We start from the raw sequence: 21,702 nt of genomic DNA, 5'->3' as shown, positions 1-21,702 counted from the left end.
GGAAAGTGAGCTGGTTTTATGTACTTGAAAAATAAAAGGGTTTTAGTTCTTGGACTTGGTGTCTCTGGATTGTCTACTGTAAAAGCTCTTCATAGATTGGGAGCAAATATTGTAGTATCTGATTCTAAAACTAAAGAGGAATTGAAGGATTTTTTTGATAATACTAAAGATATATATGTTGAAAAACATTTAAATACTAATGATATACCTTTAGAGGATATTGATTTAATAGTTAAAAGTCCTGGTATTCCACCAACAGCTCCTATTTTACTAAAGGCTCAGCTAAGAAATATTGAAATAACAACAGATATTGAACTTGCATATAGGATTTCTCCTACAGATAGGATAATAACCATAACAGGTACTAATGGAAAAACAACTACTACGGCTTTAATAGGTGAAATTTTTAAGAAGGCTGATTACAATACATATGTTGCAGGGAATATCGGTGTTGGTATTCTATGGAATATGGTGAATGCAGAAAAAGAAGATGTTTTTGTAATAGAAGCCAGTAGCTTTCAATTAGAAAATACTATATATTTTAAACCAAGAGTAAGCCTTATAACTAATATTACACCAGACCACTTAAATTGGCATGGTTCATTAAATAATTATATTAGTGCTAAGAAAAAGATATTTAAAAATCAAGATGAATCTGATTATACAGTATTAAATTATGATGATAAGACTCTTAGAGAAATGGAAGAGGAAGTTAATTCAAATATTATTTGGTTTAGTGTAAATCATAAATTAGATAATGGTGTATATATTGATGGTGACTATATAGTTATAAAAGATGGAGAAACCATTATAAAAGCCCTACCACACAAAGACCTTAAAATAATATTAGAAAATGCACTAGCAAGTATTGCAGTAGGATGGGCTATGGGCATAGACGTAGAAATAATAGCAAAAGTTTTATCAGAGTTTAAAGGATTAGAACATAGAATAGAATATGTAGAGACTATAGATGAAATGTCTTTTTATAATGATTCTAAAGGAACAAATCCTGATTCAACTATTAAAGCAATAGAAGCTATAAATAGTCCAATAATATTAATAGCAGGTGGGTATGATAAGGGATCTGAATTCGATGAATTAATTAAATCTTTTAATGGAAAGGTTAAAGATCTAATACTTTTAGGAGAAACTAAGGAAAAAATTAAAGAAACTGCTTTAACTTGCGGATTTAATAATATACATTTAGTAGAAAATATGCATGAAGCAGTTAAATTAGCTTATGACCTTGGTCAAGGGAAGGATAATATTTTATTATCTCCTGCTTGTGCATCTTGGGATATGTACAGTAACTTTGAAGAAAGAGGTCAAGATTTTAAGGATGCCGTTTATGGTCTAAAGGAGGATTAAAATGGCAAAAGGGAAATCAGTGAAAAAGAAAAAAGCTGTTGATTTTAGTTTGCTTATGGGAGCTTTAATTTTAGTATTTATTGGTATAATCATGGTATTTAGTTCATCCTGGCCAGAGGCTATGCAGGACTTTGGAGATGGTTATCACTTTTTAAAGAAACAAATAATAGCTGCATCTGTAGGCCTAGTGGGAATGATAATTTGTATGAATATTGATTATAAAATTTGGAAAAAATATTCATTTTTAATATATTTATTAGCGTTAGGTTCGGGGGCTTTACTTTTTACCCCTTTAGGTATATCTCTTAAGGGTGCTAGAAGATGGATTAATTTAGGATTTACAACCTTTATGCCTTCTGATGCTATAAAGATTGGCTCAATTATTTATTTTGCAAACTTTCTTTCAAATAAGAAGGAACATATAAGAACTTTAAAACAAGGAACAATACCAGCTTTAATTATTATAGGTATATCCTGTGGTTTTGTATATGTACAAAAAGATTTAGGCACTACTATTACCTTAGCAGGTACCTTAATGAGTATGTTCTTTATAGCTGGAATGAATTTATCTCATTTGATTTTCATGGGTATAGGTGTAGTGGGTCTGGGATTTTTAGTATTATCAGGAGAGCATAATGCCTATAGACGAAATAGAATAACTGCATTTAGAGACCCTTTTGCTTATAAACTTGATATTGGCTGGCAAGCGGTACAATCTTTATATGCTCTAGGTTCAGGTGGATTATTTGGTTTAGGATTAGGGAAAAGCAGACAAAAGTTTTCATATATACCTGAGTCCTACAATGATTTTATATTTTCAATTATAGGGGAAGAATTAGGTTTTCTAGGTACTTTAACTGTTATTCTAATATTGATGTTAATTATTTGGAGGGGAATACGTATCGCACTTAGTATAGATGATAGTTTTGGATGCTTCTTAGCATCAGGAATTACAGCTTTAGTGACAGTTCAATCTTTAATTCATATAGCAGTAGTAACATCGTCTATACCTACTACAGGAATTACGCTACCTTTCGTTTCTTATGGAGGTACTTCCTTGATGATTTATATGTCTGCCATAGGAATATTACTGAACATTTCAAGGCATGCAAATTTAGATAGGAGCTGAAGATTATGAAGTATTTGATTACAGGTGGAGGCACTGGAGGGCATATCTATCCTGCTTTAGCCATTGCAAAAGAAATAAAACGTAAAGATAAAAATGCAGAAATTCTTTATGTTGGAACAGAAAAAGGTTTAGAATCAGAGCTAGTTCCAAAGGAAGGATTTCAATTTAGAACTATAAGAGTGAAGGGAATGCCTAGAAAAATAAACAAAGAATCACTTATAGCTATTAAGGAATTAATTCATGGAATCAATGACGCAAAAAAAATAATAAAAGATTTTAGGCCAAATGTAGTAATAGGTACTGGCGGATATGTATGTGGACCAGTGGTATATATGGCAAAAAAGAAAAAAATACCTGCATTAATACATGAACAAAATGCTTTTCCTGGTATTACAAATAAAATATTATCAAGATATGTTGATAAAGTTGCTGTAACTTTTGACGAAGCAAAAAAATATTTTAAATATCCTGATAGAGTTTTAAATACTGGAAACCCAATTCGCAAAGAAATTCTTGAAATAAATAAAGAAGAAGCATATAAAGTGTTAGATATAGATAAAAATATTCCTTTTGTTTTATCTTTCGGAGGTAGTGGAGGACAAAAAACTTTAAATGACGCAATGTATTATTTCATAAAGGAATCTATGGGAAAGGGAGATATACAGATAATACATGTAACAGGTAAAAGATTTTATGATGAATTCATAGACAGATTAAAAAAGGATAATATTAATTTAAATAAGAATATTAGAGTATTTCCCTATTTATATCAAATACCTGAAGCCATTAATATTGCAACACTTGTGGTTACTAGCTCAGGAGCTATTACTTTGGCTGAAATTTCCGCTGTGGGAGTTCCAAGTATTTTGATACCAAAATCATATACCGCTGAGAATCATCAAGAATTTAATGCTAGAGCCTTTGAAAATAAGGGGGCTTCTATATTAGTTCTTGAGAAGGATATAAAAGAGAATACATTAAATGATATTATATATAGTGTAATTCAAGATAAAGAAAGATTAGCACAAATGGCAAGTAAAAGTAAAAAGCTTGGGAAAATTGATGCATCAGAAAGAATAGTTGAACTCATAAATACAATTGTCAAATAATAATATGTAACCCCATTTTCATCCATGCATAATATGGTCATATATACTTAATTATGAGCATACATGGAGGTGATTTGGTGGAAAAGTATATTATTAATGGTGGGAATAGATTAACAGGTGAAATTTCAATTTCGGGTGCTAAAAATGCTGTGTTACCAATATTAGCAGCAACAGTTATAGGCGGAAATAAGAGTATTATATCGAATATCCCTAATCTTAGAGATGTTGAAATAATGAAAGAGATACTGATAGCATTAGGTTGTGCTGTTGATGGAACAGGGAGTACAATGGTAATTGATTCTAAGCCACTGAATCAAATAATAGTTCCGGAAGAGTTAGTTAGAGAAATGAGATCATCCATTATCTTTATGGGTGCTATGTTGGCGAGAACTGGTGAGGTTATTATTTCTTATCCAGGTGGTTGTGAAATTGGTCCGAGACCTATAGATTTACACCTTAAAGCTTTAAGAAATATGGGGGCAGAAATCGAAGAGTCTCATGGACATTTGTACTGTAAGGCAGAAGGGCTTAAAGGTGCAGATATACAACTAGATTATCCTTCTGTAGGAGCTACGGAAAATATAATTTTAGCTGGAGTGACGGCAGAAGGTACAACAATAATTAGAAATGCAGCTAGAGAGCCAGAAATAATTGATTTGCAGAATTACTTAAATAAATCTGGGGCAAGAATTTCTGGAGCAGGGACATCTGTTATTACAATAGAAGGTGTAAAAGATCTCAGAGATGTAACACATAGCATAATATCTGATAGGATTGTAACGGGAACAATTATGACTGCGGCAGCAATAACTGGAGGAGATATAATAATTAATAATGTTATTGTAGACCATGTTATTGGAATTATAGCAAAGATGAAGGAAGCAGGTGTTATGATATATAGTAATGGTACTTCTATGAAGGTGACAGGACCGAGGAGAATAAACCCCATTGAAATGTTACAAACCCTTCCTTATCCTGGATTTCCAACCGATATGCAAGCTCAAATGATGGCTCTTTTATCAATAGCTAATGGAACTAGTATAATCTCTGAAACAGTATTTGAGAATAGATTTAAGCATGCTGAAGAGCTTACTAGAATGGGGGCAAATATAAAAACCTTTGGGAGAGTTGCAGTTATCAGTGGAGTAAAGGAACTAACAGGTGCTAAGACAACAGCTAAGGATTTAAGGGGGGGAGCTGCTTTAACTTTGGCAGGACTTGTTGCAAGAGGAACTACAGAAGTTTATAATATTCATCACATAGAGAGAGGATATGAAGATCTTCATTTAATGTTACAAAAATTAGGTGCAGATATTATCAAGAGTAATTAGCAGCTTTTGCTGCTAGTTATTTAGAAGGACAGGCCTAGGGGTGAAGACAATGAAAAAGATTTCCCGTGTGGAAAGAAAAATGAGAAGAAGAAGGTTCTTTTTTCGATTTGTATTATTAATATCTTTAATTTTATTAGTATTTGCACTAGCTCTTAATTCTGATTTTTTTGTTATAGATAATATAAAAGTAATAGGGAATAATAAAATCCCAAAAGATAATATAATTAGTGCATCATCTATAAATATTGGAGAAAATATATTTAAAGTAAGTACTAAGTCGGGAAAACGAGGTTTAATGAATTTACCATATATAAAGGAAGTAAAGATAAAAAGAAAGCTTCCAAAAGGAATTATTATTGATATTATAGAACGTAAAGAAATAATACAGATAAAAGAAATTTCCTCTTTTATATTGCTTGATATTGAGGGGTATATACTAGATATTGTAGATATTCAAAATGAAAAATTACCACTATTGTTAGGTTTGAAAATAGAAGATAAGAAACCAGGAGATAATATATTTTTAGAATCAGAAACTAAGGATAATATTGAGTTTATATCTGAAGGACATGCTATTGGATTATTACCAAAAATGAAAGAAATTAACATGGTAGATAATAACAATGTTAATATAAGACTAATTGATGGTATTTCTGTTGCCTTTGGTACCCTTGATAATGTAAAATATAAGTTGAACTACTTAAATGAAATATTAGAAAATATTGAGAAAGAACAAATACCATGTAAGATGATCTTAATGGATAGAGGAGATAATCCTATAGTTGTACTTGATGAAGAAGGGGAGGGGTAAAATGAAAAAAGCTAAGGAATATATTGCATTAACATTAGTATCGATTTTTTTGGGGGTTATTTTATCCATCCAGTTTAAAACCATAAATAAAACTGTTGGTGAAGGAGTTTTACCTACACAGAGGGCGCAGCAATTAGCTGTGGAACTTAAGAAGGCTCAAAACGAAAGAGAATCCCAAACCAAAAGAATTGAAGAACTGGAAGCTAAAATAAAGCAATATGAAATGAGTGAAGTGGATAAAAATGTGTATGCAGAAAATCTATATAATGATACAATGAAATATAGAACGCTTGCAGGATATTTAGACTTAGAAGGACCTGGAATTGTAATGGAGATAAATGATCCGCCTGTAGATCTTGAATTTGGTGAAGGATATAGTATTATAGATGAACTAGAATTAGTACTTCAAGTAATATCTGTTTTAAATGCAGCTGATGCTGAAGCTATATCTATTAATGATCAAAGGTATACAGCCTTTACAGAAATAGAAAAGGCAGGAAATCATATTGAAATAAATGGAGTATCTACTAGTGTTCCAATTGTTATTAAAGCCATTGGAAAGCCAGAGACATTGGAATCAGCATTAAATCTTAAAGGTGGAATAGTTACACATTTAAGATCTTATGATTATCTTGTTCAAGTAAACCAAGAATCTAATATTACTATACCAAAATATAGAAAAATCAAGGAATTTATATATTCAAGTCCAGTTGAAGAAAATATAAATCAATAGGGGTGATTATTATGAAAAACAATAATCCTAGAGTCATCCTAACCTTATTTAGTATTATAATAGGTATTTTTATAGCTACTCAAATAAAAATGAAACTTGAGACGTATGCTCCAGTAACTCTTAAATCATTACAAGCAACAAAAGCTGAAATCATCTCAATCAATAATGAAATTTCTGAATTAAATAAACTAATTAAGATGAAAGAAGAGGAATTAGAGCTGCTGGAAAACATTGCAAAAGGTGACGATAATATAATAGATATTCTATTAGAACAAATTAAATACAATAAAATACATTCTGGTCGAACGGATCTGAAGGGTCCAGGAGTTGTTATTACTATGTATGATAATCCAGAAGAAACGGTTGTAGGATTTGATATTAATGATGATGTTATTCATGATGTAGACATATTAAATATAATAAATGATTTGAGAATAGCAGGAGCAGAGGCTATAAGCATCAATGGTGAAAGGGTACTTGCTACATCAGAAATAAAATGTGGTGGTCCTACTATTAGAATAAATGGGAGAAGTTCAGCGACTCCTTTTGTTATTAAAGCTATTGGTGATCCAAAGCTACTATATGCTGCTGTCAATGCACCTGGAACTTATGGTGATATATTAAAAAATGTATATCAAATAGGTTTCGAACCAGAAATACAGGATTCAATAACAATTCCTGGTTTTACAAGAGCATTTAATTTTAAATACGCCAAAAAATTAGGGGAGGGTGATTAATTTGTTTTTTGCACTAATTGGAATTTTAATAGGGGCTATAATAGGCTTTATGTTGCCATATACTTATAATACATCCTACTCACTTTATATATCAGTAGCGATATTAGCTTGTTTAGATTCGGTGTTTGGCGGTATAAGGTCTAATTTGGAAAAAAACTTTAATATAAATATATTTATTTCAGGTTTTTTTGGAAATGCAGCTTTAGCAGCGTTTCTTGCTTATTTAGGTGATAGACTTGGAGTTCCTCTATATTATGCAGCTATATTTACTTTTGGAGGACGACTATTTGAAAACTTTGCACAAATTAGAAGGATTCTGCTATTCAAAAGGAAGGAATCTAATTAATTGATGTATTGAAACTATATTAAATATAAGATTATCTACAATAAGATAAGGGGGAAAAAATATGTTTGATTTTGATGTTGATGTAGATCAATTTGCTAAAATAAAAGTTATTGGCGTTGGTGGTGGTGGAAACAATGCAGTTAATAGAATGGTTGAACACGGAGTTAGAGGTATTGATTTTATAGCATTAAATACAGATAGACAAGCTTTATATTCTTCAAAGGCAGAGGTAAAGCTTCAATTAGGAGAGAAATTGACTAGAGGATTAGGTGCTGGTGCTAATCCAGATATTGGGGCAAAGGCTGCGGAAGAAAATAGAAATGATATAATGGAAGCTATTAAAGGTGCTGATATGATATTTATAACTGCAGGAATGGGTGGTGGGACTGGAACAGGAGCAGCGCCTATTGTGGCAGAAATAGCTAAGGAATTAGGCATTCTTACTGTAGGTGTAGTTACAAAGCCCTTTACATTTGAAGGGCCTAGAAGATTAAAACATGCCGAGCAAGGAATAGAAGAATTAAAGTCTAAAGTAGATACTTTAGTTACAATACCAAATGATAGATTGCTTCAGGTTTCAGATAAAAAGACTACTATGGTTGAAGCATTTGTGATGGCAGACGAGGTACTTAAAGAAGGTATCCAAGGGATATCAGATTTGATAGCAGTTCCAAATCTTATAAATTTGGACTTTGCAGATGTTAAAACAATAATGCAGGATAAAGGTATTGCGCATATGGGTATAGGCATGGCTTCAGGTGATAACAGAGCTACAGAGGCTGCGAAGCAAGCAATAAAATCTCCTCTGTTAGAAACTTCTATAGAAGGAGCAAAATCTGTATTATTGAATATTACAGGTGGGGAAGATTTAGGTATTTTTGAAGTTAATGAAGCTGCAGATCTAATTAGGGCATCTGTAGATAAAGATGCAAATATAATATTTGGTGCAGGAATAGATGAAAACCTAAAGGATGAAATTAAAATAACTGTTATTGCTACAGGATTTGACATGTTATCCAAAGATATAAATACTACAAAATCAGGAGTAAATGATATTAATGCTAATAGAGCTGCGGGAAATGAGGCAGCACCTACTCTTGATAATGAAGAATTAGATATTCCAATTTTTCTTAGGAGAAGAGATAAAAAAGAATTATAATAAAAGCAAGAAAAACGTATCTTATTGACGAGATACGTTTTTTTATTTGCTCATAAAGTGACAAAAATTTTACATTTTATGTCCTATAATCTTAATTAGAGAATAAAATAAATCAAAGGAGGTATTCCTTTGTATATAATAGCAGAGTATCTATTTATCGAAAATTTCATAATAAATTACGCTATATTACAAAGTACAAAGATAATTACTAGGACCAAAACGACTAAAGGCAGAATTTTTATTACTTCTACTATAACTGCTTTATATCCTTTTGCTTTATTTTTTCCGTCTTTAAGTTTTCTTGCAAACTTTTATATGAAAATAGTAATATCTTTTATAATAGTAAAACTTGCATACAACTCTAAATCTCTAGTTTTATATATAAAGCAATTATCTGCCTTTTATGTTATATCTTTTATTTTTGCAGGAGCAAGTATTGGTTTTTATTATTTTACTAATAATTATTATAATGTATTATTTAAGCCTGATTATCTGGGAGGTAGATTTCCTATAAAATATATAATATTAGGAGTAGTATTAGGAGGAATCATGATTAAGAATATGGTACATTATTATCAAGAAAAATTATCTAAAGAAAAAGAGCTGTTAAGTGTAACAGTTCATTTAAATAATGAAAAATCATCTTTTACAGCATTAACAGATACAGGTAATTCATTAATTGAGCCATTATCTAAATTACCAGTTTTCGTTGTGGAGTATGAGGTTATAAATAATTTACTGCCTAAATTCATAAGAGAAACTTTTGAAGAAAATAAGGAAGATGATTTCACTGTTGTTGAGAAGATGATGGAAGCTTTGAAAGAAGAAATCACAATTCGAATTATCCCATTTAAATCAGTTGGCTCAAAAAATGGAATTTTAATAGGATTTAAACCAGATTATATAACGATTTCAAATGGCGATTTTATCGCAACCCATGATGATTTATTAATAGGGATATTCAATGGTAGGCTTTCTGCGGATAATCAATATAGTGGTTTGTTAAATTTAAGGATATTAAACAGGGGGGATTTATGTGTTAATGAAAATTAAGATGAAATTACATAAGCTTTTATATAAGGTATTAAGTAAGTTAAATCTAGTTAAAGGAGTTTATTATATAGGTAGTGGAGAGGTATTACCTCCTCCACTAAAACCTGAAGAGGAAGAATATTATTTATCATTACTTAAAACAGATGAAAGTGTTAAAGGAATTCTTATTGAAAGAAACTTGAGATTAGTAGTATATATAGCAAGAAAATTTGAAAATACAAAGATATCGATTGAAGATCTTATTTCAATAGGTACAATAGGATTAATTAAAGCTGTAAATACTTTTGATCCAGATAAAAATATAAAGCTAGCGACATATGCATCTAAGTGCATAGAAAATGAAATCTTAATGTATTTAAGGCGAACTAGCAAAATGAAATCTGAAATATCTCTAGATGAACCTTTAAATATTGATTGGGATGGTAATGAACTTTTACTATCTGATATTCTTGGTACAGATGGAGATGTAATATTTAAGGATATAGAGATGGAAGTAGATAAAACTCTTCTCAAACAAGCAATAGATAGGTTATCTAACAGAGAAAAAGCTATAATAGAGATGAGATTTGGTCTTTATAATGGAAAAGAAAAAACCCAAAAGGAAGTAGCTGACTTGTTAGGGATTTCTCAATCATATATATCACGACTAGAAAAAAGGATAATTAAAAGACTTAGGAAAGAAATGGTAAAGTTGATGTAAATTGGTTAGCCTCTAATATTATTTTATGAATAAAAATAATATTAGAGGCAATAATTTTATACGAAAGGGGCAATACAGCATGAAAGGATGAAAATAAATGCATATATCTAAAGTAGAGATATGTGGAGTAAATACTTCAAAACTTCCAGTACTAACTAATGAGCAAATGCAAAAATTATTTATTAAAATAAAAGCAGGAGATTTAAAAGCAAGGGAAGAATTTATTCAGGGAAATTTAAGACTAGTACTTAGCATTATCCAAAGATTTAATAGAAGAGGAGAACATGTTGATGATTTATTCCAGGTAGGCTGTATTGGTTTAATAAAAGCCATAGATAATTTTGATTTAAGCCAAAATGTACGATTCTCTACCTATGCTGTGCCTATGATTATAGGAGAGATAAGAAGATACTTAAGAGATAACAATTCAATTAGAGTTTCTAGATCACTTCGTGATATCGCATATAAGGCTTTGAATGCAAGAGAACAATTAATTAATAAAAATTCTAAAGAGCCGACTATATATGAGATAGCGGAAGAGTTAAATTTACCAAAAGAAGATGTAGTATTTGCTCTTGAGGCAATACAGGAACCAGTTTCTCTATTTGAACCAATATTTCATGATAGCGGTGATGCCATATTTGTTATGGATCAAGTAAAGGATGAGAAGGCCGAAGATGAAATATGGTTGAGGGAAATAGCACTTAGGGAAGCCATGGGTAAATTAAATAATAGGGAAAAACAAATATTGAATTTAAGGTTTTACGAAGGAAAAACTCAAATGGAGGTAGCTGAAGAAATTGGTATTTCGCAAGCACAAGTATCAAGGCTTGAGAAAAATGCTTTAAGACAAATGAGAAAATATGTCTAGCACCATAATAAACTATATATAAATCATAAAAATAGGACCTGATAGCAGAAGGTTTGATATTTCATCAACTTAGAGTTAGAGAATCGCTTTTATAACTTAAAGAAAGGTCTTATTTTTTACCTTAAATACGATGCAAAAAAGATTCTATCAATATTTTGATAGAATCTTTTTATGATTTGTCTTATCTCAGCAAATTATAGTCATATTTTATCTTTATTATTATATATACATAGTAAAAGGTTAAATATTAAGGAAGAGGTGGAACTATGTTTAAATTATCAGAAATAAGAGAAAAAGAAATAATAAATATAAACACTGGTCAAAGAATGGGATATGTTGATGATTTTGAATTAAATCTAGAAAATGGACGTATTGATGCAATAATAATATTAGGGGCAGGAGTAGGTAAAGTATTGGGTCTATTTGGTAAGAATTCAGAAATAGTTATTGATTGGAATGATATAGTAAGAATAGGTACAGATACTATTTTAGTAGATTATAAAAACGAAATATCTAGTTAGACATTTTGTATTCATTATACTATAATAAAGTTGTAGAATATTAGAAGAGGTGAAAATATGAAATGTCCATTTTGTTCATACTTTGAATCAAAGGTAATAGATTCTAGACCTACCGATGAAGGACAAGCAATTCGCAGAAGAAGAGAGTGCATAGAATGTGGTAAGAGGTTCACCACTTATGAAAAAATTGAAGAAATACCTCTTATAGTAGTAAAGAAAGATGGCAATAGACAATCTTACAATAGAAATAAATTATTAAATGGAATAATAAAGGCTTGTGAAAAGAGGCCTGTTTCTGTAGGCACTATTGAAGGGATTGTAGATGATATAGAAAAAAACTTGTATAATTCTTTGCAGAAAGAAATAAAATCTGAGGAAATTGGAGAAATGGTAATGAATAAATTAAAAGATGTTGATGAAGTGTCATATGTAAGATTTGCATCTGTTTATAGACAGTTTAAAGATTTAAATTCATTTATGGAAGAATTAAAAAAAATATTAGATGAAGGAAATGAAAATAGGAGATAAATATGGAAATTATAAAGAAATATAAAGATAATATTTTATATTATCAAATAGAGGGATTTAACTTTGATGAAAAGATGAATCATATTTTTTCGACGAGGATAGGCTGGGAGCAGGACAAATTATTTAATAATTTATCTGAAGTATTAAATATACATGAAGAAAATATCTATAGAGCAAAACAAGTTCATGGAACGGATGTACTGATTATAAAAGATCAAAATATTATTGAAGTAAGTACCCAAGAGAAGGATGGATTTATAACCAATAAAAAGGGTATAGCACTTTGTACTTACCATGCTGATTGTGTACCTATTTATTTTTATGACAATATTAAAGAAGTAATAGCCTTGGCCCATGCTGGCTGGAAGGGAACTTTAAATAATATAGTCAAAGTAGTAATAGAAAATATGATTGAACATTTTGGATGTAATATAGAAGATATTTCAGCTGCAATAGGTCCATCTATCGGATCTTGTTGTTATGAAATAGGACTTGATGTAGAAAAACTCTTTAAGAAACAATATCCTGATTATATAGATATGATTATATATAGGGATCATAAGATGTACTTAGATTTATGGAAAGTAAATAAGATGAATCTCATAAATCTAGGAGTAAGTGAAAAGAAAACTTTCTTAAGTAAATTATGTACATCTTGTAATATAGATAATTTATATTCCTATAGAAAAGAAAAAGGAACAAAAAATAGAATGATTGCAGCTATAACCTTAAATCATTAAACTAAGGATGATAGAATGAAGAAAATAGACTTAAACAAAATCATAATGCAAAATATTTTGCATCATGCAGATATAGGGATTCACGTCATAGATAATGAGAGACGGACTGTAATCTATAATAAAGTTATGGCTCAGCTAGAAGGGCTAGATACAAATCAAGTAATTGAAAAGGATATTTTAGATATCTTTCCTAGTCTAAATGAAGAGACATCTACTTTAATAAAGGTACTTCATACAGGAGAAGCTATTTTAAATAGTACGCAATCCTATTTAAACTTTAAGGGACAAAGGATAACTACTATAAATTCAACTATACCTCTTTATTCGGATGAGAAGATAATAGGAGCTCTTGAAATAGCTAATAACATAACACATATTAAAAACTTATCTGATCAATTAATAGAATTACAAAATGAACTATCATCAACTAAATCATCAAAGAAAAGTCTTAGAGCTAAGATAAAAAGATATAATTTTGATGATATTATAGGCGAAGATCCGTCTATGTCATTAGCTAAGAAAATAGCAAGAAAGGCTAGTAATTCAAGTTCCAGTGTGCTTATATATGGAGATACAGGTACTGGTAAAGAACTGTTTGCCCAGAGTATCCATTATGGAGGTATAAGAGCTAATAAACCTTTTATAGCACAAAATTGTGCTGCTATACCCGAGGCACTATTAGAAGGAATATTATTTGGAACTGACAAAGGAGGATTTACAGGAGCAGTTGAAAGAGAGGGAATTTTTGAACAAGCTAATGGTGGAACTCTAATGTTAGACGAGATTAATTCTATGTCATTGCCTTTGCAAGCAAAGCTTTTAAGGGTATTGCAAGAAGGATATATAAGACGTGTAGGAGGGACAAAAGATATACCTATTGACGTACGAATAATAGCTACTACAAATGAAGAACCTTTAGAGACCTTAAAGAAAGAAACCATTAGAAAAGATTTATATTACAGATTAAATGTTATTTTTATACAGATACCATCATTAAAGGAACGAAAAAAAGATATTTTAGTATTATCAAATCATTTTGTCAATAAATATAATTCTCTTTTAGGAAAGAAAATAGAGAAGATATCTGAAGAGGTAATAAATTCTTTCATGGAATATACTTGGCCTGGAAATGTTAGAGAATTAGGCAATGTTATAGAAGGAGCTATGAATATAGTAGATGATGAAGAAAGGATATTGAAAAAGGAAGATTTTATTTCTTCCATCTATATAATGCAAGATAAGCCTTTGAAAAATGCTATTGTCTTTCAGGAGAAAAATAAAACTTTACCTAACATATTAGAAGAGATGGAGAAGGATATTATATTTAATGCTTTAAATAATAATCAATATAATATATCTAAAACTGCAGAAGAATTGGGAATAAAAAGACAGACATTACAGCATAAATTAAAAAAATATAAGAGGTAATGCAATAATATTTGCATCTAGATGCAAATATTATTGCATTTTTTTATATATTTTAAAATTTAAAATTGTTTGAAAATACTTTTGTTTGCTGTGATAAACCGCTATAAATAGACAATTTTCTATAAGTATAATAATTCTTTAAAAAGTTGGCAAAGATATTGCATATATAATAAGTGTGACAAAGACATTGCATATATAATAAATTAAAATTAATTAAGGAGGTTTATTTCATGAGAAAAGATAATGTAAGAGTAATTGTATGGGGTTTAGGAGCAATGGGTAAAGGTATAGCAGAAATGCTTTTAAACAAGAAAGGTGTAGATATAGTTGGAGCAGTTGTAAGAGGGGACAAGATAGGAAAATCTATGTATGACTTCTTAGATATTGAAAGAGGAAATAGAAAAGACTTACTTACAGGTTCTTATGAAGATGTAATAAAAGAAGGTGTTGCAGACATCGTAGTAATTGCTACTGATTCATTTACAAGAGATTCTTTTGATAAAATGAAATATTGCCTTGAAAGAAAAATTAATGTAGTATCTACTGCAGAGGAAATGGCATATCCACAAGCACAAGAACCAGAATTAGCTAAAGAATTAGATAGAATAGCTAAAGAAAATGGAGTTACTGTATTAGGTACTGGTATCAACCCAGGACTTATTATGGACTTACTAGTAATTACACTTACTGGAGCATGTATAGATGTAGAAAGCATTAAGGCTGAGAGAATCAATAATCTTTCACCATTTGGTCCAGCAGTAATGCATGGCCAAGGAGTAGGTATTACTGTAGATACATTTAACAAAAGAGTAGCAGAAAATGATTTAGCTGGACACGTAGGATTCCCAGAATCAATCACTATGATAGCAGATGCTTTAGGATGGAAATTAAGTGATGAAATTAAATTAGATAGAGCACCTATTGTTTCATCAGTATATAGAAAAGCTCCATATGCAGAAGTGCAACCTGGAGATGTAGCTGGATGTAACATGAAAGGATTTGGCTATGTTGATGGAGAGCTAAAAATTGAAATGCTTCATCCACAACAAGTTGAACCACAATTAGAAGGTGGAACAACAGGAGATTATATAACAATAAAGGGTACACCAAATATCAATATGCAAATTACCCCTGAAGTACCAGGAGGTATTGGGACTATAGCTATGACAGTTAATATGATTCCAAACGTAATCAACGCAAGACCAGGTTTAAAAACTATGATAGATTTACCAGTTCCAAGGGCTATCATGGGAGATATGAGAGAATTAATAGAAGACTAATTAAAACAATTAACAATTAACGAAGAACAATTAACAATTAAAAGATAAGGAGATATTCCCCCAAAAGAGTATGGGTGTTTCTCCTGTCTTTTTTACAAGGTTAATGAGTAATCTAAGGTAATGTTTTAATTGTTAATTGTGAACTGTGCATTGAGAATTGATTAAATGGAGGGATATAAATGGATGCAAAACGTGGTGATTGGGTAAGAATTCATAATATAGTATTAGAAGTAGGACAAAGAGCAACAAGTATTCCAGAAGATACACAAAATGTACCACTAGAGATGTGGGTTAAAGGATTTTTATTAGACGAAAGTGCAAATATCGGTGATAAAGTAAAAGTAGAAACTTATATCGGAAGAACAGTAGAAGGAGATTTATTAGAAGTTAATCCATATTACAAACATGACTTTGGAAAATGTGTTCCTGAACTTTTATATATAGGTCGTCAAGCAAGAGAATTATTGGCAAAGGATGGTGAATAATAATGACTAGAGATATGAGTTATGATGCTGTTATGGCAAGAAGACCAGAGATAATGAAAAAAGCAGTTGGTATAGATTATGAAATATTTGAGTCAGGTAGCATAGCTTTTGACTATGAAAAGATGATGAGAGAAACAGGCTATAGTCTACAAGAAATTGAGGAAATCCAAGGAAGAACAGGAGTAGGTAATACTCCAGTATTTGAACTTAGAAATTTAACGGAATTAGCTAGAAAATTTGCACCAAAAGGAAAGGGAGCAAGAATATTTGTTAAAGACGAGGCAGGAAATCCTTCTGGTAGCTTTAAAGCAAGAAGAGCAGCTACAGCATGTTATCATGCAAAAAAATTAGGATATAAAGGCGTTATAGCAGCTACATCAGGTAATTATGGTGCTGCAGTAGCATCTCAAGCTGCAATGCAAGGTCTAAAATGTATCATAGTTCAAGAATGTTATGATTCTAGAGGAGTAGGTCAGCCAGAAATAATCGAAAAAGCTAGGGCATGTGAAGCTTATGGTGCAGAAGTAGTTCAACTAACAGTAGGACCAGAGCTATTCTATACATTCCTAGTATTATTAGAAGAAACTGGTTATTTTAATGCTTCTTTATATTCTCCATTTGGTATAGCTGGAGTTGAAACTCTAGGATATGAACTATCTATGGAATTTAGAGAAAGAGAAGGAAAAGACCCAGATGTAGTAGTTATTACAAATGCTGGTGGAGGAAACTTAACTGGTACTGCTAGAGGATTAATCAAGGCAGGAGCAACTAATACTCAAATAGTAGGCGCAAGTGTTAGTTTACAAGGGCTTCATATGGCCTCAGATACACAATTTAACAAAAAATCATTTACAACAGGACATACAGGATTTGGTATACCCTTCGCTACTTGGCCAGATAGATCTGATGTTCCTAGATCAGCAGCTAGACCTCTAAGATATATTGACAGATATGTTACTATGAACCAAGGTACAGTATTCTATATGACAGAATTATTAGCTCAATTAGAGGGACTTGAAAGAGGACCAGCAGGAAATACTGCATTATCGGCTGCTTTTAAACTAGCGCAAGAAATGGATGAAGACCAAATAATAGTAGTACAAGAAACAGAATATACAGGAGCAGGTAAACATATTAATCCTCAACTTACATTTGCTAAGGAAAATGGAATAGAAGTAATAATAGGTGATCCAGCTGATGAGATACCTGGAAAGAATATAATACTTCCAAAAGACCCATCCTATATTAAGTTACAAGAATTAGATTTGAATAAAACTAGAAGATCTTATATAAGAAATGCAGTAGATCATGTTAAAGCAACTAAAGCAACTAAAGAAGATATAGATTTCCTTGTTGAAGACACTAGATCAAATGCTGAATTTGTCAAATCTGTGTTAGATGAATTAGGAATAAGCTATTAATAGGAGGTTGAAAAATGAGTAGAGCAGATGATTTTCAAGATAGAAGAAAACATTTAGCTAATTTAACAGAAGAAGAATTGGAAGCTAGGTTTTGGGAATTAGCTGGAAAGATAGTTGATCCAATAGTTGAATTAGCTAGAAAAAACACATCTCCATCTATTGAAAGATCCGTATTACTAAGAATGGGTTTTTCAAGTATAGAAGCCAAATCTATTGTTGATGGAGCAATTGATAGAGGGCTAATGGGTAAAGGTGTAGGACATATAGTTTACAAATTAGCTAAGGAAAAGAATATGGACATTAGAGAAGCAGGGCTTAAACTAGTTAATGGTGAAATGTGGGATGACGTAGTAGTTTTATTTAAAGGAGGTGCCAACTAATGGAATTAAAACCAAATAAAAAATTAGACATAGAATATATTTTAAAAGATATTGATAAATATAAACCTAGAAGAAGAGGCTGGCACTGGAGAGAAGGAACAGAAGAAAAGAGACAAATAGGTAAGTTTGAATATTATGATACATCCGAATCCTTAGAAAATAGTCAACCGTTACCAGCTGCAAAATATTTTGATAATATAGATCCACAACCAAAGGCTGTAATCACAACAGAAATTGCATCAGGTAGGTTTGAAGATGATATAAGACGTATGAGAATGGCTGCATGGCATGGAGCAGACCATATAATGGTTATTAGAACAGCAGGACAATCTCACTTTGAGAGCCTTATAGAAGGAACTCCTCAGGGAGTAGGTGGAATTCCTATTTCAAGAAAACAAGTTAGAGCTCAAAGAAAAGCTTTAGATTTTATAGAAGACGAAGTAGGAAGACCAATTAACTACCACTCCTATGTGTCTGGTGTAGCAGGTCCAGAAATTGCAGTAATGTTTGCTGAAGAAGGAGTAAATGGAGCTCATCAAGACCCTCAATATAATGTTCTTTATAGAAATATAAACATGATTAGATCCTTCGTTGATGCAGCAGAAGCTAAGAGGGTTATGGCTTGGGCAGATATAGCACAAATAGATGGTGCTCATAATGCAAATGCTACTGCAAGAGAAGCGTGGAAGGTAATGCCAGAGCTTATGGTACAACATGCTATAAACTCAATATTCTCTGTAAAAGTTGGAATGAAGAAAGAAAATATCTGTCTTTCAACAGTACCACCAACAGCACCACCAGCACCATGTATGAGATTGGATTTACCTTATGCTGTAGCTTTAAGAGAATTTTTCAGAGAGTATAAGATGAGAGCACAAATGAATACAAAATACATGGAATCTTCTCCTAGAGAAGCAACTGTAACCCATGTGCTTAACCTATTAATTTCTCAATTAACTAGAGCAGATATTCAATCTACAATCACTCCAGATGAAGGAAGAAATGTACCATGGCATATTTATAATATTGAAGCAGTAGACACGGCTAAACAAGCCTTTGCTGGTATGGATGGATTAGGTGCAATGGTTGAAATCAAGAGAGATAAAGGCGAGTTAGCAGATAAGGTTAGAGAACTAAAAGAAAGAGCTATCCTATTCATGGAGGAAATCATTGAAGCTGGTGGATACTTTAACGCAGTAGAAGCTGGATTCTTCGTTGACTCCGGATATTATCCAGAAAGAAACAACGATGGTATAATTAGAAAAGCTGATGCTGGAGTAGGAGAAGGAACAGTATACGAAAGAGATGCTGATTATATGGCTCCAGTAACTGCACACTTTGGATATAATAACGTGGGTCAATATAATGAAAGCTTAGTAGATAATCCAGCTGCTCTAATCGATGGAGGAACATTTGAAGATCCATCTAAGATTATATTTATAGATGAATTAGATGAAAACGATAATGTTAATGTAAGACTAGAAGAAGTTAAGGAACTTAGAACTACATCTAAGATTAAGCCTGAGATGGAATGGCTTGGAGATGGTATTGTCTTACAAACATTATTCTTACCTACTGACGAAAGAACAGCAGAATTTGCTGCTATTGAAATAGGCAAGAAAATGGGATTAGAAGATGTAGAGGTAATCCACAAAGAAATAATGCAAGAAGCTGAAGGAACTCGTATAGAGTTAAAAGGTAGAGTTGCATTTACTATAGATACTAAGGATTTAGTTATACCTCCAAAACCAAAGGTATTAACTGAAGAAGAAATCCGTGAAGATATTAAAGCTAAGCCAATGAAGATTGTAGCAGCAACTGTTGGTGAAGATGAACACTCCGTAGGTATTCGTGAAATCATTGATATTAAACATGGTGGAATAGAGAAATATGGTATTGAATGTCATATATTAGGTACGTCAATACCAGTTGAAAAATTAGTTGACGCAGCGATTGAATTAAATGCTGATGCAATTCTTTCATCAACTATTATTTCTCATGATGATATCCACTATAAGAACATGAAAAAATTAAATGACTTATGTATTGAAAAAGGTATAAGAGATAAAATCATCCTTGCGGCTGGTGGAACTCAAGTATCTAATGAGTTAGCTATTGAATCTGGTATGGACGCTGGATTTGGTAGAGGTACAAAAGGAGCCCATGTTGCTACATTCTTAGTTGAAAAGAGAAGAGCGATGAGCAATGAAAATTGATCTATTAGTTGCAGAGATAGGTAGTACTACAACTGTAGTTAATGCATTTAATGATTTAGATACCTGCCCGAAATTTATCGGGCAGGGTCAATCTGCTACATCTGTATTAGAAGGTGATGTTAATATTGGACTAAAAGGGGCTATAGATGATTTAGCAAAAAATCTTGGTGAAGAATCTATAGACTATGATGAACTTATAGCGACTAGCTCTGCAGCTGGAGGTCTTAGAATGACCGTTCATGGATTAGTATATGATATGACTGTTAAAGCTGCTAAAGAGGCCGCATTAGGTGCAGGAGCTAATATTAAATTCATTACAGCTGGTAGGCTACGAAAGTCTGATCTAAGAAAGATAGAAGAAATAAAGCCTAATATCATCTTAATTGCAGGTGGAGTAGACTATGGTGAAAGAGATACAGCACTTTATAATTCAGAGCTTATTGCAGAATTGAATTTAAACATACCTGTTATATATGCAGGTAATATAGAAAATCATGAAGATGTAAAGGATGCTTTTGAAGGCAAACAAACAGAGCTTTATATAGTTGATAATGTTTATCCTAAGATTGATGAATTAAATGTAGAACCTACAAGAAAGGTAATTCAAGAAGTCTTTGAAAAGCATATAATTCACGCACCAGGTATGGAGCGTGTAAGGGAAATGGTAACTGGTCCTATTATGCCAACACCAGGAGCGGTAATGGCAGCTTCTCAGCTTTTATACGATGACATTGGAGATTTAGTAACAATTGATGTAGGTGGAGCTACAACAGATGTTCATTCAGTTACAGAGGACAGTGATGAAATATCAAGAATTTTAATTAATCCAGAGCCTAAGGCTAAGAGAACTGTAGAAGGAGACCTTGGAGTTTATGTGAGCATGAAAAATGTAGTAGATATGGTAGGGAAAGAAGAATTAGTTAAGGAACTACAAATCACCATGGAAGAACTGGAAGATCTAATTGCTCATCATAAGCCAATTCCAGAGACAGATTTAGAAAAGCAGTTTGTAGAAAAGTTGACATTGCATGCAACTATTACAGCAGTGAGAAGGCATGCAGGAGGACTTAAGCATCTATATGGACCAAGTGGTAAGAAAACCATTGCAGAAGGTAAAGATTTAACCCAAGTAAAATATATAATTGGTACAGGTGGTGCACTAACACGGTTGCCTAATAGAAAAATGATACTTGGAGAAATTGCACTTTCCAATAAAGGAAATGATTTACTTCCAAATGCTGAGGCTGAAATATTAATAGATAATCATTATATAATGGCTTCACTTGGAGTAATGGCTAAGAAATATCCAGAAGAAGCATTAAGGCTATTAGAAAACAGTCTTAAGGGGGAATAAAA

Annotated in this window: 22 protein-coding genes; all 22 read left to right on the top strand. The window is 31.7% G+C overall.

Annotated features, from left to right (window positions below; genetic code table 11):
- Positions 1-18 precede the first annotated feature (18 nt).
- The 22 genes from murD (at position 19) to RDK80_RS13655 (ending at position 21,700) form a co-directional block, all read left to right on the top strand.
- Positions 19-1,368: a UDP-N-acetylmuramoyl-L-alanine--D-glutamate ligase gene (murD, locus tag RDK80_RS13760; RefSeq protein WP_308524577.1), complete on the top strand. Its 1,350-nt coding sequence runs from the start codon at positions 19-21 to the stop codon at positions 1,366-1,368.
- A gap of 1 nt (position 1,369) precedes the next feature.
- Entirely contained in the window at positions 1,370-2,497 is a 1,128-nt protein-coding gene (gene ftsW / locus RDK80_RS13755; protein WP_256311710.1) for a putative lipid II flippase FtsW, read from the top strand.
- A gap of 5 nt (positions 2,498-2,502) precedes the next feature.
- Positions 2,503-3,606, top strand: a complete 1,104-nt coding sequence (gene murG / locus RDK80_RS13750; protein WP_094900751.1) for an undecaprenyldiphospho-muramoylpentapeptide beta-N-acetylglucosaminyltransferase — start codon at positions 2,503-2,505, stop codon at positions 3,604-3,606.
- A gap of 77 nt (positions 3,607-3,683) precedes the next feature.
- Entirely contained in the window at positions 3,684-4,937 is a 1,254-nt protein-coding gene (gene murA, locus RDK80_RS13745; RefSeq protein WP_308524576.1) for a UDP-N-acetylglucosamine 1-carboxyvinyltransferase, read from the top strand.
- A gap of 49 nt (positions 4,938-4,986) precedes the next feature.
- A complete protein-coding gene (locus RDK80_RS13740) occupies positions 4,987-5,748 on the top strand; it encodes an FtsQ-type POTRA domain-containing protein (protein WP_308524575.1) in 762 nt (253 codons plus the stop codon).
- Position 5,749: 1 nt separating this feature from the next.
- Positions 5,750-6,481 (top strand): DUF881 domain-containing protein, encoded by a 732-nt coding sequence (locus RDK80_RS13735; RefSeq protein ID WP_216561180.1) that lies wholly within the window; start codon positions 5,750-5,752, stop codon positions 6,479-6,481.
- Positions 6,482-6,492: 11 nt separating this feature from the next.
- Complete coding sequence (locus tag RDK80_RS13730; RefSeq protein ID WP_216561178.1) at positions 6,493-7,218, top strand: DUF881 domain-containing protein; 726 nt, start codon at positions 6,493-6,495, stop codon at positions 7,216-7,218.
- The gene (locus tag RDK80_RS13725) at positions 7,211-7,564 is read left to right on the top strand and encodes a small basic family protein (RefSeq protein WP_374041673.1); all 354 of its coding nucleotides are present in this window, start codon (positions 7,211-7,213) and stop codon (positions 7,562-7,564) included. The genes RDK80_RS13730 and RDK80_RS13725 overlap by 8 nt, the downstream gene beginning before the upstream one ends.
- Before the next feature lie 61 nt (positions 7,565-7,625).
- Complete coding sequence (ftsZ, locus tag RDK80_RS13720; protein WP_216561174.1) at positions 7,626-8,723, top strand: cell division protein FtsZ; 1,098 nt, start codon at positions 7,626-7,628, stop codon at positions 8,721-8,723.
- A gap of 129 nt (positions 8,724-8,852) precedes the next feature.
- A complete protein-coding gene (locus tag RDK80_RS13715) occupies positions 8,853-9,776 on the top strand; it encodes a sigma-E processing peptidase SpoIIGA (protein ID WP_216561172.1) in 924 nt (307 codons plus the stop codon).
- Positions 9,766-10,476, top strand: a complete 711-nt coding sequence (gene sigE, locus RDK80_RS13710; RefSeq protein ID WP_216561317.1) for an RNA polymerase sporulation sigma factor SigE — start codon at positions 9,766-9,768, stop codon at positions 10,474-10,476. Before RDK80_RS13715 ends, sigE begins: the two co-directional genes overlap by 11 nt.
- Before the next feature lie 97 nt (positions 10,477-10,573).
- Complete coding sequence (sigG, locus tag RDK80_RS13705) at positions 10,574-11,347, top strand: RNA polymerase sporulation sigma factor SigG (protein ID WP_094900767.1); 774 nt, start codon at positions 10,574-10,576, stop codon at positions 11,345-11,347.
- Between the two features lie 266 nt (positions 11,348-11,613).
- Positions 11,614-11,868 (top strand): YlmC/YmxH family sporulation protein, encoded by a 255-nt coding sequence (locus RDK80_RS13700; RefSeq protein ID WP_094900769.1) that lies wholly within the window; start codon positions 11,614-11,616, stop codon positions 11,866-11,868.
- A gap of 57 nt (positions 11,869-11,925) precedes the next feature.
- Positions 11,926-12,396 (top strand): transcriptional regulator NrdR, encoded by a 471-nt coding sequence (gene nrdR, locus RDK80_RS13695; RefSeq protein ID WP_094900771.1) that lies wholly within the window; start codon positions 11,926-11,928, stop codon positions 12,394-12,396.
- Positions 12,397-12,398: 2 nt separating this feature from the next.
- Entirely contained in the window at positions 12,399-13,136 is a 738-nt protein-coding gene (gene pgeF, locus RDK80_RS13690) for a peptidoglycan editing factor PgeF (RefSeq protein ID WP_216561170.1), read from the top strand.
- Positions 13,137-13,151: 15 nt separating this feature from the next.
- A complete protein-coding gene (locus tag RDK80_RS13685; protein ID WP_094900775.1) occupies positions 13,152-14,564 on the top strand; it encodes a sigma-54-dependent Fis family transcriptional regulator in 1,413 nt (470 codons plus the stop codon).
- 230 nt (positions 14,565-14,794) lie between these two features.
- Positions 14,795-15,844 (top strand): 2,4-diaminopentanoate dehydrogenase, encoded by a 1,050-nt coding sequence (ord, locus tag RDK80_RS13680; protein ID WP_308524574.1) that lies wholly within the window; start codon positions 14,795-14,797, stop codon positions 15,842-15,844.
- A 179-nt stretch (positions 15,845-16,023) separates the two neighbouring features.
- A complete protein-coding gene (gene ortA, locus RDK80_RS13675; protein WP_256311721.1) occupies positions 16,024-16,329 on the top strand; it encodes a 2-amino-4-oxopentanoate thiolase subunit OrtA in 306 nt (101 codons plus the stop codon).
- Positions 16,330-16,331: 2 nt separating this feature from the next.
- Positions 16,332-17,750, top strand: coding sequence for a 2-amino-4-oxopentanoate thiolase subunit OrtB (ortB, locus tag RDK80_RS13670; RefSeq protein WP_308524573.1), 1,419 nt, complete (start codon positions 16,332-16,334; stop codon positions 17,748-17,750).
- A gap of 14 nt (positions 17,751-17,764) precedes the next feature.
- Entirely contained in the window at positions 17,765-18,130 is a 366-nt protein-coding gene (locus tag RDK80_RS13665; RefSeq protein WP_216555239.1) for an ornithine aminomutase subunit alpha, read from the top strand.
- Positions 18,130-20,346, top strand: a complete 2,217-nt coding sequence (oraE, locus tag RDK80_RS13660; protein WP_308524572.1) for a D-ornithine 4,5-aminomutase subunit OraE — start codon at positions 18,130-18,132, stop codon at positions 20,344-20,346. Before RDK80_RS13665 ends, oraE begins: the two co-directional genes overlap by 1 nt.
- On the top strand, positions 20,336-21,700 hold the full coding sequence (locus RDK80_RS13655) for a GlmL-related ornithine degradation protein (protein WP_216555257.1): 1,365 nt from the start codon (positions 20,336-20,338) through the stop codon (positions 21,698-21,700). Before oraE ends, RDK80_RS13655 begins: the two co-directional genes overlap by 11 nt.
- Positions 21,701-21,702: the final 2 nt, after the last annotated feature.

This window comes from uncultured Tissierella sp. (assembly GCF_902479755.1).
In the GTDB taxonomy this organism is placed as follows: domain Bacteria; phylum Bacillota; class Clostridia; order Tissierellales; family Tissierellaceae; genus Tissierella; species Tissierella carlieri.
This window is presented reverse-complemented; position numbering and strand designations above follow the sequence as displayed.

What these genes read in the sequence shown, in the direction of transcription:
- murD (WP_308524577.1), top strand. Translation starts at nt 19, where the DNA reads ATGTACTTGAAAAATAAAAGGGTTTTAGTTCTTGGACTTGGTGTCTCT.
- ftsW (WP_256311710.1), top strand. Translation starts at nt 1,370, where the DNA reads ATGGCAAAAGGGAAATCAGTGAAAAAGAAAAAAGCTGTTGATTTTAGT.
- murG (WP_094900751.1), top strand. Translation starts at nt 2,503, where the DNA reads ATGAAGTATTTGATTACAGGTGGAGGCACTGGAGGGCATATCTATCCT.
- RDK80_RS13740 (WP_308524575.1), top strand. Translation starts at nt 4,987, where the DNA reads ATGAAAAAGATTTCCCGTGTGGAAAGAAAAATGAGAAGAAGAAGGTTC.
- RDK80_RS13735 (WP_216561180.1), top strand. Translation starts at nt 5,750, where the DNA reads ATGAAAAAAGCTAAGGAATATATTGCATTAACATTAGTATCGATTTTT.
- RDK80_RS13730 (WP_216561178.1), top strand. Translation starts at nt 6,493, where the DNA reads ATGAAAAACAATAATCCTAGAGTCATCCTAACCTTATTTAGTATTATA.
- ftsZ (WP_216561174.1), top strand. Translation starts at nt 7,626, where the DNA reads ATGTTTGATTTTGATGTTGATGTAGATCAATTTGCTAAAATAAAAGTT.
- sigE (WP_216561317.1), top strand. Translation starts at nt 9,766, where the DNA reads ATGAAAATTAAGATGAAATTACATAAGCTTTTATATAAGGTATTAAGT.
- sigG (WP_094900767.1), top strand. Translation starts at nt 10,574, where the DNA reads ATGCATATATCTAAAGTAGAGATATGTGGAGTAAATACTTCAAAACTT.
- RDK80_RS13700 (WP_094900769.1), top strand. Translation starts at nt 11,614, where the DNA reads ATGTTTAAATTATCAGAAATAAGAGAAAAAGAAATAATAAATATAAAC.
- nrdR (WP_094900771.1), top strand. Translation starts at nt 11,926, where the DNA reads ATGAAATGTCCATTTTGTTCATACTTTGAATCAAAGGTAATAGATTCT.
- pgeF (WP_216561170.1), top strand. Translation starts at nt 12,399, where the DNA reads ATGGAAATTATAAAGAAATATAAAGATAATATTTTATATTATCAAATA.
- RDK80_RS13685 (WP_094900775.1), top strand. Translation starts at nt 13,152, where the DNA reads ATGAAGAAAATAGACTTAAACAAAATCATAATGCAAAATATTTTGCAT.
- ord (WP_308524574.1), top strand. Translation starts at nt 14,795, where the DNA reads ATGAGAAAAGATAATGTAAGAGTAATTGTATGGGGTTTAGGAGCAATG.
- ortA (WP_256311721.1), top strand. Translation starts at nt 16,024, where the DNA reads ATGGATGCAAAACGTGGTGATTGGGTAAGAATTCATAATATAGTATTA.
- ortB (WP_308524573.1), top strand. Translation starts at nt 16,332, where the DNA reads ATGACTAGAGATATGAGTTATGATGCTGTTATGGCAAGAAGACCAGAG.
- RDK80_RS13665 (WP_216555239.1), top strand. Translation starts at nt 17,765, where the DNA reads ATGAGTAGAGCAGATGATTTTCAAGATAGAAGAAAACATTTAGCTAAT.
- oraE (WP_308524572.1), top strand. Translation starts at nt 18,130, where the DNA reads ATGGAATTAAAACCAAATAAAAAATTAGACATAGAATATATTTTAAAA.
- RDK80_RS13655 (WP_216555257.1), top strand. Translation starts at nt 20,336, where the DNA reads ATGAAAATTGATCTATTAGTTGCAGAGATAGGTAGTACTACAACTGTA.